The sequence below is a fragment of the Oculatella sp. LEGE 06141 genome, from assembly GCF_015207605.1.
Taxonomy (GTDB): domain Bacteria; phylum Cyanobacteriota; class Cyanobacteriia; order Elainellales; family Elainellaceae; genus Oculatella.
In genome coordinates, this window is record NZ_JADEWO010000006.1 from 106,856 (window position 1) to 118,662 (window position 11,807).

The 11,807-nt window shown below is 51.0% G+C and carries 12 protein-coding genes; 8 read left to right on the forward strand and 4 right to left on the reverse strand.

Annotated elements, in window-relative coordinates; genetic code table 11:
* Nucleotides 1-448: 448 nt before the first annotated feature.
* From IQ268_RS06585 to IQ268_RS06605, 5 genes are all read left to right on the forward strand, one after another.
* Complete coding sequence (locus IQ268_RS06585; protein ID WP_193876912.1) at nucleotides 449-667, forward strand: hypothetical protein; 219 nt, start codon at nucleotides 449-451, stop codon at nucleotides 665-667.
* A gap of 85 nt (nucleotides 668-752) precedes the next feature.
* Nucleotides 753-2,153 (forward strand): argininosuccinate lyase, encoded by a 1,401-nt coding sequence (gene argH / locus IQ268_RS06590; protein ID WP_193876905.1) that lies wholly within the window; start codon nucleotides 753-755, stop codon nucleotides 2,151-2,153.
* 86 nt (nucleotides 2,154-2,239) lie between these two features.
* On the forward strand, nucleotides 2,240-2,437 hold the full coding sequence (locus IQ268_RS06595; RefSeq protein ID WP_193876771.1) for a hypothetical protein: 198 nt from the start codon (nucleotides 2,240-2,242) through the stop codon (nucleotides 2,435-2,437).
* 241 nt (nucleotides 2,438-2,678) lie between these two features.
* Nucleotides 2,679-4,976 carry a ribonucleoside-triphosphate reductase, adenosylcobalamin-dependent gene (nrdJ, locus tag IQ268_RS06600; protein WP_193876773.1) on the forward strand — a complete coding sequence of 766 codons (2,298 nt, stop codon included), beginning with the start codon at nucleotides 2,679-2,681 and terminating at the stop codon, nucleotides 4,974-4,976.
* A 218-nt stretch (nucleotides 4,977-5,194) separates the two neighbouring features.
* Nucleotides 5,195-5,413: a hypothetical protein gene (locus IQ268_RS06605; protein WP_193876775.1), complete on the forward strand. Its 219-nt coding sequence runs from the start codon at nucleotides 5,195-5,197 to the stop codon at nucleotides 5,411-5,413.
* Nucleotides 5,414-5,578: 165 nt separating this feature from the next.
* Here IQ268_RS06605 and IQ268_RS06610 read toward each other — a convergent pair whose 3' ends face one another.
* Entirely contained in the window at nucleotides 5,579-6,364 is a 786-nt protein-coding gene (locus IQ268_RS06610) for a tetratricopeptide repeat protein (RefSeq protein ID WP_193876777.1), read from the reverse strand.
* Between the two features lie 467 nt (nucleotides 6,365-6,831).
* Here IQ268_RS06610 and IQ268_RS06615 point away from each other — a divergent pair, with 467 nt between their 5' ends.
* The gene (locus IQ268_RS06615) at nucleotides 6,832-7,296 is read left to right on the forward strand and encodes a hypothetical protein (protein ID WP_193876779.1); all 465 of its coding nucleotides are present in this window, start codon (nucleotides 6,832-6,834) and stop codon (nucleotides 7,294-7,296) included.
* Nucleotides 7,296-7,856, forward strand: a complete 561-nt coding sequence (locus tag IQ268_RS06620) for a glutathione S-transferase family protein (RefSeq protein ID WP_193876781.1) — start codon at nucleotides 7,296-7,298, stop codon at nucleotides 7,854-7,856. Before IQ268_RS06615 ends, IQ268_RS06620 begins: the two co-directional genes overlap by 1 nt.
* A gap of 92 nt (nucleotides 7,857-7,948) precedes the next feature.
* Here the strand turns inward: IQ268_RS06620 and IQ268_RS06625 are convergent, their stop codons facing one another.
* The gene (locus tag IQ268_RS06625; protein WP_193876783.1) at nucleotides 7,949-8,086 is read right to left on the reverse strand and encodes a photosystem II reaction center protein K; all 138 of its coding nucleotides are present in this window, start codon (nucleotides 8,084-8,086) and stop codon (nucleotides 7,949-7,951) included.
* A gap of 384 nt (nucleotides 8,087-8,470) precedes the next feature.
* Between IQ268_RS06625 and malQ the strand changes: the two genes are divergently transcribed.
* Nucleotides 8,471-9,970: a 4-alpha-glucanotransferase gene (gene malQ, locus IQ268_RS06630; protein WP_193876785.1), complete on the forward strand. Its 1,500-nt coding sequence runs from the start codon at nucleotides 8,471-8,473 to the stop codon at nucleotides 9,968-9,970.
* A 137-nt stretch (nucleotides 9,971-10,107) separates the two neighbouring features.
* Here malQ and IQ268_RS06635 read toward each other — a convergent pair whose 3' ends face one another.
* Nucleotides 10,108-10,932 (reverse strand): RodZ domain-containing protein, encoded by an 825-nt coding sequence (locus IQ268_RS06635; protein WP_193876787.1) that lies wholly within the window; start codon nucleotides 10,930-10,932, stop codon nucleotides 10,108-10,110.
* Nucleotides 10,933-10,950: 18 nt separating this feature from the next.
* A complete protein-coding gene (locus IQ268_RS06640) occupies nucleotides 10,951-11,721 on the reverse strand; it encodes a pseudouridine synthase (RefSeq protein ID WP_193876789.1) in 771 nt (256 codons plus the stop codon).
* Between the last annotated feature and the right edge of the window lie 86 nt (nucleotides 11,722-11,807).

Below are 11,807 nucleotides of genomic sequence, written 5' to 3' on the forward strand. Positions count from 1 at the left end.
CTGAGCCGTAACCGCTCAATTGAGGCTGGCAAACTGAAGCGATCGCGGTGCTGCCCTGGGGCTGGAACGTTTTTCAGTTTCAGAACTGGCTCCTGATTGACTAACAATCCTCTCAAATCAACCAGACCGTTTTTGCATCGGTGGGGGTAGATTTGGCTATCAACCAGAAATTGCCTCTTTACAACGGTCGAAAATCTGCGACGCTATTGATGATCGATTCAAACTCGATTTGGGTTCATCAACCATCGCTGGTTCTGTTGGCTAAAGGCCGTTGCCAGTCCTCATTGTTTTGCTTGACAGCGTTTCATTCACGAATGGCCTGGGTAAACTTAAGCGGATATCTTAAGCGGATATGTGGTTTAGCTTGCCCTCATCCCGTTGATCATCATTACACCCTTCATCTGAGAGATAATCCCCCATGCCAGTTAACTCTTCTGTACCAATATCTATGGCTGACTTGAACAGCACCAGCTACTTTGACCAGTCCTGGCATACCCTCGGCCAGTACTCTACTCTGCAACCGATTGTGGCGCAAGAATTCCAGACCAATGTATTTGATGGCTTCTGGGACAGCATGGACAATTTCATTGAGTCTGGGCAAGTGTGGGCATTGCTAATTGGGTTCATTCTTGGCTACGTCATTAAAAGTTTGACCAGTTACGGTTAAACCATGACAAACAATTGCCCCCGCTTCTGCTTTAATCAAGAGTTCTAGGCAAACGTTTTGAAGCACATTCGGGACAGTTAACTTGGTGAACCCATCTGCACAACCCCAAACCTGGAGCCAGCGATTTGAAACGGCTTTACACCCGGCGATCGCCCAGTTCAACGCCAGCATTAGTTTCGACATTGAGCTAATCGAGTACGACATCACTGGTTCGCAAGCTCACGCCAAGATGTTGGCGCATACCAATATCATTTCATCTGAAGAAGGGGAAGCCCTCGTTTCAGGGTTAGAGCAAATTCGACAGGACTACCGTAAGGGTTTGTTTAAACCTGGGATTGATGCTGAGGATGTTCACTTTGCCGTAGAACATCGGCTCACCGAGTTGATTGGTGATACGGGCAAAAAGCTGCACACGGCGCGATCGCGCAACGACCAGGTCGGCACCGATACGCGTCTCTATCTGCGCGATCAAATTAACCAGATTCGTTCTCAACTGCGTGCGTTTCAAACCGTGTTGCTTACCCTGGCCGAGCAGCATGTTGAAACCCTGATTCCCGGCTACACCCATTTGCAACGGGCACAACCCCTCAGTCTGGCGCATCACTTGCTGGCCTATGTTGAAATGACTCAGCGCGATTGGGAACGCCTGGGAGATGTGTATCGCCGCGTTGATATCTCCCCCCTGGGATCTGGAGCGCTAGCGGGCACCACCTTTCCAATCGATCGCCATTATGCTGCCGACCTGCTGGGGTTTAGCCAGGTTTACGCTAACAGCCTGGATGGAGTGAGCGATCGCGATTTTGCCATTGAGTTTGTAGCCGCTGCCAGTTTAATTCTGGTGCATTTGTCCCGCCTATCCGAAGAAGTAATTTTGTGGGCATCTGAAGAGTTTCGGTTTGTCACCCTGAAGGACAGTTGTGCGACTGGCTCCAGCATCATGCCTCAGAAGAAGAACCCGGATGTGCCGGAGCTGGTACGGGGCAAAGCTGGACGAGTGTTCGGGCATTTGCAAGCCTTGCTGGTGCTGATGAAAGGCTTGCCGCTGGCCTATAACAAGGATCTACAGGAAGACAAAGAAGCCCTGTTTGATAGCGTTAAAACGGTACGGGCTTGCCTGGAAGCCATGACAATTTTGATGCAAGAAGGGTTGGAGTTTCGTACCGATCGCCTCAATCAAGCCGTTACCGAAGATTTCTCGAACGCGACCGACGTAGCCGACTATTTAGCCGCTAAGGGCGTTCCGTTCCGCGAGGCATACAACATGGTGGGTAAGGTCGTTAAAACCTCACTTGTCTCTGGTAAACTGCTCAAAGACTTGACCCTGGAAGAATGGCAAGCCATTCACCCGGCCTTCGAGCCGGATATCTATGAAGCGATCGCCCCTCGTCAAGTGGTTGCAGCCCGCAACAGCTATGGCGGAACCGGATTTGCTCAGGTGCAGCAAGCCCTGAGTGCGGCCAAAGAACGGTTGAGTCAGGTTAACTAATTGGTAAATTAGATTAACTTTTTTGCTGCCTACCGTTAGTTTCGCTATTGTAAAAAACTATGCCCTTGTAGATGAGATGCTTTTTAATGTTGGTTACAGACCTGGATAAACAAACAGAAATTTACCTGGCGGATCTCTTAGCCGCTGAAAATACAACAAGCACTGAATTGCTTAAAACCTTGATTCGCGATCGCTGGCTGTCGCTGCAAAGCGAGCAAGCTTCCCGTTCAAGACAGCATAAAGAGGTCATTGCGACCTACATTAGACGCAAGAGCTATCGATAACGTCGTCGCTCAAGCTTGCCTCTCAACTTAATATCTACAAATAGTCCCCATTCAGATCTGAGAACACCAGATGCATTGAGTGGGGATTTGCCGTTTTAGCCCATAGCCCATAGCCCGTAGCCCATCACCTCAGCTTTAGCGTATATTGTTCAATGTATGGCATTTTTGCCATACATCTAGTGTTCAACCCAACATAGAACAGTTTTTCGAGCATCACGTCCACACCCGCGAGATTTGACCTATGGTTCAAGATATCGAACGCATTCGCCAGTTCAACTTTCCTGAGTCTGCTCCTGCTGCCAATCCGGTGTTTTACCGCACCTATAGCCGTCGGGGTGAAGCGGCTGAAAATGTACGCGAGACGTGGGAAGAGGTGTGCGATCGCACCCTGAGCGGCATCATTCAACTGGGCAACCTGACCTCCGAGGAAGCCGCATTGATCAAACGGATGCAGCATCAACTCAAAAGCCTGCCCTCTGGACGGTGGCTATGGGTCGGTGGCACTCGCTGGGTTGAAAAGCCCGAAAACTTTTCGGGTGCATACAACTGCACCAGTACCAACGTGGTGGACTGGCGAGCCTTTGGGCTAATGATGGATCTGGCAATGATGGGATGCGGTACCGGAGCCGTTCTTGAACCCAAATACATCAGCCAGTTGCCGTCTATTCGCAATCGGCTCACCATCACAATGCAGGGTGAAATTGGCACCACGCCAGTCGAGCAACGCCAGCACGAAACCACGGTTCGAGTTGAAGGTACCCAGGTTCATCTGCAAGTGGGCGATAGCCGTCAGGGATGGGTCAATTCCTACCAAACTCTGTTGGAACTCTCTACAGATGAGCAGTTCTCTGGCGATGTTCAGGTGATGATTGACCTCAGCCATGTTCGCCCTGCCGGAGAGCGGCTCAACGGCTTTGGTGGCGTTGCCAATCCAGTTCGGTTACCCGGACTCTACCAGCGGTGCGCCAATATTCTCAACAAAGCGCTAGGCCGTCAGCTTACCTCCGTGGAATGCTGCATTTTGATTGACGAAGCAGCGGCATGTGTGGTGGCAGGCAACATCAGGCGAAGTGCAGGAATGCGGCAAAGCGGCAGTGGTGATGAAGCCTTTGCCAATGCCAAAGATAATCTCTGGCAGCAGGATGCAGCAGGCAACTGGCGTATTGACCCCGAAAGGGACGTGCTGCGGATGGCGAACCACACCCGAGTGTTTCACCACAAACCGACGCTAGATGAATGTCTGGAAGCTGTTCGCAAACAGTTCTATTCAGGAGAAGGTGCGATTCAGTGGGCAGGAGAGGCGATCGCCCGCTCCAATGCCGATTTGTTCACAACCGCAGAGCAAAAAACAGCCTTTTTGACCGCTTACGAACAAGGAACTGCCACAGAGTGGTTGCAGCACCATGCTCCCCAGATGTCAGAAACGGAACGAGCGCATCGGCTAGGTCGCTACGGACTGAATCCCTGCGGTGAGATCCTGGGTGACAACTTCCACTGCAATTTGTCTGAAGTTCACCTGAACCAGCTTGACCCGCATAACGTTAAGGAACAGGAAGAGGCATTTACGGCCGGGGCGCTGTCGGTTGCCGCATTGCTCAACCACCGGTTTCTGGAGCCACGCTATCAGCAATCTCGCGAACTCGACCCAATCGTGGGTGTCTCGTTTACTGGCCTGTTCGACTTCTTCGTTCAGGCGTTTGGGGTGGAATGGCTTCACTGGTGGACAGAAGGCCGCCCTGATACGATGAAGGGTCTGGAGTTTAAGGAAAAAGAGCGGCAGTATTTGAGCCGATGGAAGGACATCGTGCAACGCACTGTGTGGAATTATTGCGATCGCCACAACCTCAAGCGTCCCAACCGCTGTACTACCGTTCAACCCGCTGGCACAAAATCTCTTCTATCGGGTGCCAGCCCTGGATGGCATCCTCCCAAAGCGCAACGGTTCTTGCGTCGCATTACCTTCCGCAAAAACGATCCAGTGGCGTTGGCCTGTCTTGAGTATGGGTACAACATTGTGCCATCACAAACCGACAAAGATGAAAACGGGCAACTGCTCGACGACCCGTTTGATCCACGCTGCACCGAATGGCTGGTAGAAATTCCGGTTGAAGTGCCCTGGGCCAACATACCGGGTGCAGACGAAGTCGATATCTCGAAATTTTCTGCCCTGGCACAAATGGATTTCTGCCTTCAGGTGCAAAAGCATTACACCACGCACAATACCTCTGCCACGATAGAACTGCGAGAAGCTGAAGTCGAAGCGTTAGGAACTCGAATCTACGAGGCAATTCAGGCTAACGAAGGATACATCTCTGCCGCACTGCTCGCCCGGTTTGACGACCATCAAACCTTCCCCCGTTTACCGTTTGAACCCATTTCTAAGGTCGAGTATGAGCAGTACACCAATCAGGTGTTGGAGCGCCGTAAAACGGCAGACTTTCATCAAGCGCTCAGCCGCTACGATGCAGGAGAACTGATCGAAGCGGGGCCTGCCGGTTGCGATTCCGATAAGTGCATGTTCCCCGAAAAGCAAGGGTAGCTAGAAGTTTGTTCACGGACGTTAGCTGAGAGCGGAGGATGTTTTGCCAAATGTCCTCTGCTTTTGGTTGGCAATAGAGATGCCATTGGGCGGTGCTTGCCGCTTTCGTGGCAAGGTTGCATCGGCTCAGCGTGTCGATATCTTCCTTTCAGTCCAGCTCTAGACAGAATTTCACGCTAGGATCGGGCAAGCACAACGAACCTTGAGAGGCTTTCACGATGTTTTTAGACGAACTATCGCCTGTATTCAAAGAATTGACAGGTCATCCGCTGGAGTTCTTGGGAGGCTTCTTTTCGGGAATGCTGCGCCTGAACCTGGCAGATGATCCGGTGAAAAACTGGCTCAATCAGCAGACGGGAACATCGTCTTACTCCACAACCTCTGCGGACAACCATAACGGCAAAAGTAGCGGCCCCCAGTCTATTTCAATTGACTGATTGGCGATCGCACCCTTACTCCAGTGCTGACGGGTATCAGTTCCGGGCATGTCTTGCTCATGCCAGATCGTGCTCATGCATCTGGACTGAACCCGTCTTAGCTTTGTCTAGCACCGTGTCTGGCACTGCATCTAGCACCGCATCGATTTTGCACTGTGCCAGCTCCTACTGTTGCAGCGGCTCTAGCAGTTCATCCATCCACCCTTCCACTTGCAGCCGCAACCGCAAAGACGGATCAGCAACCGACAGGGACACTTCAGGAAGCTGCTCTAAAGCTCGTTTGTAGTCTGCGATCGCGCAGTTCCAGTCGCCCCAGAGATGGTAGGTACGCCCCCGCTCGGCGTAGGTATGGCCTTCAAACCGCCCAAAATGCAGAGCTAGGTCGAAGCTAATAATGGCCTGGTCATACATCTGTAAATCCCGGAAGGTAATGCCCTGGTTGATCCAGGCGCGAATGTTGCCGGGGTTGAGATCGAGAGCCGTGTCGTAATCTAAAATCGCTTCTAGCAGTTGCCCTTGTGAGGCGTAGTAGTTGGCGCGGTTGTTGTAAGCGCTATCGAGGCGAGGGTTCAAATCAAGCGCTGTATTGTAGTCTGCCAGAGCTGCATCGAACTGACCGCTTTGGAAGTAAACTAGCCCTCGATTGCTATAGTCGTTAGCGCTATCTGGGTTTCGTTGAATCAACTGGGAGAAGAGAACGATCGCATCTTCGTGGTGCCCCTGCTTTGCTTTAGCCAAAGCAGACTGACGCAGGCGATTGTCTAACTCCGTTTTACTTAACGTTCCAACCGACTGCTTTTGCCGGGTGGTGCTGCTCGATTTAGACGGTGGTTTAGAGTGCCAACGCTTTTGTGTACGATAAGCCGTAGGCCCTACTTTATGAGCGGTTAGTTCGTTGGAGCAAAAACCGCGATTGCAACTTCTGCGACTCGATGAAGATTGTGTATTCATGCCATCCTCACAGTAGATTCAGCCCAAGTGATCAGTTAAACGCCGGAGACCCACAAACCCATAAATCCAGTGTCTCGAATTTGGTTTTGTTCGGAATCTATCCATATGTCACTTGATAATGTGTCTTAGAGGGGAATGTTAGGTTGAAAGTACTGAATTGCCAGAAGCGGCTGAATTTCAACCAAAATTGATTGAAGCGAGTAGAAGCTAACCCCTGTCTGGACTCGATGCTTACGAATCCGCTACTAGAACTACAAATGATGTCAGTAGAATTCCTGAAGCATTCTCTAACCCCATAGAGTGTTGTTATGGAGAGACGCGATTTGTTACGGGTCTGCAATGCTTTGTAAGTGCGTGGAACCTCTAGCGTTACAATGCGGGGGAGGCGATCGTCCGTGAATACGCGATCGACCTGCTACAGTCTGCCTATTCGCACGCCCTCTCTAGATAGATGGTTAAACCTAGCTATGACGACTGAACGAACCTATCCCAACGCCCCCGACATTGCTGCCGACGATTACGTAGTTGTTGGTATAGCGACCTGCTTCATTAAGGATGATGGCGAGGTTCATGAGGTTAAAGTGGCAGAACCCATTCCATCGGCAGCGCTAGAAACGATTCTTAAAGGTATTCCAACGTCCTACAACATGGCGTATGGCACCCAAATTGGCAGTCTCGTTGCTGGTGAACATGTTTCCTTGCCAAGTGACTTTCCGGCTGAAACTCAGTTGTGTGACGACTTTGTATTTAGAGCGATCGCCGCAACCCGTACCTACAAAGCTCGACCGCAGGCACAGTCCTACATTCCGGCAGGAACCATGAGAAGCGATTTTCACTTCTCGACCGAGCGGAAACGTGTGTTGAACTCTGAACGCATCATCAAAACGGAGGACAACGTCAAGCAACACGCCTACACGCACGAGGTGCTTTGATGCTGAAGCTCTATGGTGGTGCCCGCAGTCGGGCATCAATCGTACAGTGGTATCTCGAAGAGTTAGCGGTGCCCTACGAGTTTGTCATGCTCGACATGCAAAATGGAGAGCATCTCAAGCCTGACTACCTGGCCATCAACCCGATGGGGAAGGTGCCAGCCGTGGTTGATGGCGACGTTGTGCTGTGGGAGTCGGGTGCTATTTTGCTGTATTTGGCTGAAAAGTACGGGTCGGTTGCCACCCCGGAGCAGCGAGCGATCGCGGCTCAATGGACTCTTTTTGCCAATGCCACGCTGGGACCCGGTATTTTTGTAGAAGCCAGCCGCGATCGCGAAATGCCGCGACTGTTCCCACCCCTGAATCAGCGGTTAGAACATCATCCGTTTTTGTTAGGTGAAGAGTTTAGCGTGGCAGATGTAGCCGTTGGGTCGATGCTGGCTTATATCCCACTTATGCTCAAGCTAGACCTGAGTGCGTATCCTGCCGTAGTGAATTACATTCAACGGTTATCAGAACGGCCTGCCTTTCAAAAAGCCATCGGCACCAGAAACCCGTCCTAAACGGTGCTTGCTAAGCAAAACTTGAAAAGGGTGCTGATACCAGCACCCTTTTCTCATAAATCGTTGATCTCAAACTAGCTTTAGATGAAAATTTATCTAAAACCAACCGCTGCCTGCCAGACAAACGCCAGCAGAAAGAAAAAGACTGGAATAATGGGCAGAACATCAACCAGTGGGTCGAAAATAGCGTAGGCTTCGGGCAACTTTGCCAACAGCATCACTGCTTCCATGAACGGGTCTACCTCTCCAACACAGATTCATAATTGCCAAACATCTTAACATGATTACTGTCGTCTCACCAGAAGTTAGCCAACTCTGACGGATGTTGCAACCCAACCACTATGAATCACCTGGCGGAGCAACCGCATCCGAGAAATGCACCCCAAATTTAGGTAAGATGGCGATCGCTTTGCCTTGAGCATGTCCAAAAGACAGAGTTAAACAGCAGCGAAATTCACCTTTTGCTAGAGGTTGATTCTAATTGCATCTTGTAGCCTTTTGTAGGTAATGGGTTTAATCGTGAATCTCGCTACTGCAACAGTTTCAATGCTGGTGCTGTGCTAGATTCGGTTCGTTGATCTTCTACTTCTAAGCGTTATCACTCCTTTCCCTCTATGCAGTCTCCGAGAGCCAGTGGTCTTTTGCTGCACCCTACCTCCTTGCCCGGTCGATTCGGGGTTGGCGATTTAGGAACAGCGGCATACGAGTTTGTCAATTTTTTGGATGAAAGTAAGCAGCAAATTTGGCAAATTTTGCCATTAGGGCCAACAGGACATGGAAACTCTCCGTACATGTCTTATTCCTCTATGGCAGGAAACCCGTTGCTGATTAGTCTCGAACGCCTGCGAGATGATGGGTTTTTAGCCGAAGAAGATTTTGCCAACTTGCCAGAGTTTCCGGCTGAGCGAGTTGACTATGATCTGGTGGCTCAGGTAAAACTGCCCCTGTTGTGGAAGGCCGTTGATAACTTTAAGGCGAATGCGACACCAGAGCAGCGACAAGAATTTGAGTCATTTTGTACCAGCAAGGCGTTCTGGCTGGATGATTATGCTTTCTTTATGGCATTAAAGGATGCGAACAACGGAGCCAGTTGGCATCAGTGGGATGCCGCGATCGCTCGACGTGAACCAGAGGCGATGGAACACTGGCGATCGCAGCTAGCCGAGTCGATTTTTGGGCACAAGTTTTTACAGTTTGAATTTGTGCGGCAGTGGACTGCGGTTAAACAATATGCCAATGAGAAAGGCATTCGTATCCTGGGCGACATGCCGATCTATGTTGCTCACGATAGTGCAGACGTTTGGGCCTTTCCTCAGATCTTTCACCTCGACCCGGAAACGTTTGAGCCAGCCTTAATGGCGGGTGTTCCACCCGACTACTTCAGCGAAACCGGGCAACTCTGGGGCAACCCAATTTACAAATGGGACGAGATGGAACGCTGGGGGTTTAAGTGGTGGATTCAGCGGTTCCAGGCCATGTTAGATTTTGTCGATATGACTCGTGTTGACCATTTCCGTGGCTTCCGTGCCTACTGGGCTGTCCCCCAGGGCGAGACAACTGCCATTAATGGCGAATGGGTTCAAGCACCGGGTGAAGAGCTATTTGAGACCATTAAACAGGAACTGGGAACGCTGCCTGTGGTGGCGGAAGATCTGGGGCTGATCACCCCTGACGTGCTAGAACTGCGAGACAAATTCCAGTTCCCCGGCATGAAGGTGCTGCACTTTGCCTTTGGGTCTGGCTCGGATAACCCATATCTTCCCTTTCAATACGAGCATAACTGCCTGGTGTATACCGGCACCCATGATAACGACACGACTGTTGGCTGGTTTAACAACCTGCAAGATTGGGAGCGGGAGAACGTGGTGAGGTATTTGGGCTGTACCAGCCAGGATGGGATTCACTGGGATCTCATTCGGCTGGCACTGGGTACGGTCGCTGTGATGGCTGTTTTTCCACTGCAAGACATTTTAGGGCTGGGGTCTGAGGCACGGATGAATGCCCCCGGAAAAGCGACCGACAACTGGCAGTGGCGCTATCAGCCAGATATGCTGAAGCCAGAATGGAGCGATCGCCTGCGGTCATTAACGGAACTGTACGGTCGTGCCTCTTAGCTGCCGCAATTCCGTTGACCTGGGCTGGATTGCAGCTACGCCAATTTAACAATAGAAAGGGCGATGGTTATTTCTACCATCGCCCTTTTCAGATTGGTGTTTTGAATGGGGCGCTCCGTTGAAGGAGCGATCGCCATTCACTGAGGCAGTAGATCGGAGGGAGGATTGGGTAAGCTGGCTGCTCGTTGCGCCACAGAGAACGTTAACTCTTCAACGGCTCCAGGCTCGCCCATGAGTTCAGCCTGTCCGTCGTTGTGAGTTAGCATTACCCCACCCGCATTACCAGCCCGAACAATGAGTTGGCTACTAGCCGACCAGGTTCGCTGCGTTCCTTCCGGTAACACCCCTTCAAATTCTGTTTTGCCATCTGCTACGATTCTGAGCCACGATTGAGCCGTGAGGTTAATATCCACTCGTACTGGCTTGTTTGAGTCCGCCGCCGTTTCAGCCACCTCTGGCCTACTCGATGAAGCCACCTGGGGCGTAGCAGATGGGAGTGGCGCAGCGGGCGCAGCGGTTTGCTGTCCGGCGTTGATGCCGGGGCTAGACCACGGTGTCGATCGCCCGACGACATAGGACAACATGCTGACCGCAACAACAATCAAACAAACATAGGCTACATACAGATGCAACGGACGCAACTGAGCTTCAGGCGAATCTTTCCAGGACGGCTGAACAGTGCGGCTGTCTTGCTCGGTAGGAAAAGCATTGGCAACGCTGGGGCCATCTAATCCCAGCACATCGGCATAGCGTTTAATAAATCCTTGAATATAGACCGGTTCAGGCAACTGGTTGAGATGACCATGTTCGATCGCCTGCAAGAGGCGAACTGGAATCATCGTTTTTGCAGCAACCTGGTCCAGAGAAAACAAACTTTCCTCACGGACTTGGCGTAAATAATTCCCAATTTCTGTCAGTCTTTCTACTCGTTTCTGCTCTAGCGGAGGAATATCTTTACTCATAACTCGCAATCCTTGAGGTTACCGACTGATTGAAGTTGCCTCTGGGTAAGGGTTAAATTGCTTAACCTGTGCGTGTAAAAAATTAAGTTCAGCATCACTTAAAGCGCGATGCTTACCAACAGCTAATTGTCGCAGTTGAATCGGCCCGATCGCCACCCGATGCAGATGAACCACAGGATGCCCCAACTGGGATGCAACTCGCCGAATTTGTCGATTGCGACCTTCGCGCAGCTCGATTTCTAAGAGAGTTTGCTCATCGTTTTGCTCTAAAGGATTGACTGTAGCTGGCAATGTCAGTCTACCAGCCAACATGACACCGTTGCGCCACTGCGCCAACACCGACGCATCCGGATGACCTTGCACCCAGACTCGATAAGTTTTAGTAATTTGATGACGCGGATGAGTCAAGCAAAACGTAACAGCACCGTCATTGGTGAGGAGTAGAGCGCCAGTCGAAGCGGCATCTAACCGCCCCACTGGATGAATACCCGCCCGCTGCTGGAACTGATGAGGCAACAAGTCCAACACAGTCGTACGATTCCAGGAATCTTTGCAGGTAGAGACCACGCCAATGGGTTTGTGTAAGAGCAAGTACGTTAATTGAGGGCGATCGCTCGGTTGAACATGCCTGCCATCGACCTCAATTTGATCGACATCAGGCTCGGCCTTTTGCCCCAGTTGGGCAAGAGAACCATTGAGCCGCACCCGCCCCTGTAATATCAGTTGTTCGGCTTCACGACGCGAAGCAACGCCCCACTGTGAAAGTATCTTTTGTAGCCGTTCCGCCATTGGAATATATAGAACGAAAATAGAGGTGAACCTGGAGCGAGCGACTGCGGACAAACTCAGAAATACATATTTATGTACAAATATTA

Bases quoted from the DNA above. Each gene is read 5' to 3' on its own strand.
- IQ268_RS06585 (WP_193876912.1), top strand. From the start codon at position 449: ATGGCTGACTTGAACAGCACCAGCTACTTTGACCAGTCCTGGCATACC.
- IQ268_RS06595 (WP_193876771.1), top strand. From the start codon at position 2,240: ATGTTGGTTACAGACCTGGATAAACAAACAGAAATTTACCTGGCGGAT.
- nrdJ (WP_193876773.1), top strand. From the start codon at position 2,679: ATGGTTCAAGATATCGAACGCATTCGCCAGTTCAACTTTCCTGAGTCT.
- IQ268_RS06605 (WP_193876775.1), top strand. From the start codon at position 5,195: ATGTTTTTAGACGAACTATCGCCTGTATTCAAAGAATTGACAGGTCAT.
- IQ268_RS06610 (WP_193876777.1), bottom strand. From the start codon at position 6,364: ATGAATACACAATCTTCATCGAGTCGCAGAAGTTGCAATCGCGGTTTT.
- IQ268_RS06615 (WP_193876779.1), top strand. From the start codon at position 6,832: ATGACGACTGAACGAACCTATCCCAACGCCCCCGACATTGCTGCCGAC.
- IQ268_RS06620 (WP_193876781.1), top strand. From the start codon at position 7,296: ATGCTGAAGCTCTATGGTGGTGCCCGCAGTCGGGCATCAATCGTACAG.
- IQ268_RS06625 (WP_193876783.1), bottom strand. From the start codon at position 8,086: ATGGAAGCAGTGATGCTGTTGGCAAAGTTGCCCGAAGCCTACGCTATT.
- malQ (WP_193876785.1), top strand. From the start codon at position 8,471: ATGCAGTCTCCGAGAGCCAGTGGTCTTTTGCTGCACCCTACCTCCTTG.
- IQ268_RS06635 (WP_193876787.1), bottom strand. From the start codon at position 10,932: ATGAGTAAAGATATTCCTCCGCTAGAGCAGAAACGAGTAGAAAGACTG.
- IQ268_RS06640 (WP_193876789.1), bottom strand. From the start codon at position 11,721: ATGGCGGAACGGCTACAAAAGATACTTTCACAGTGGGGCGTTGCTTCG.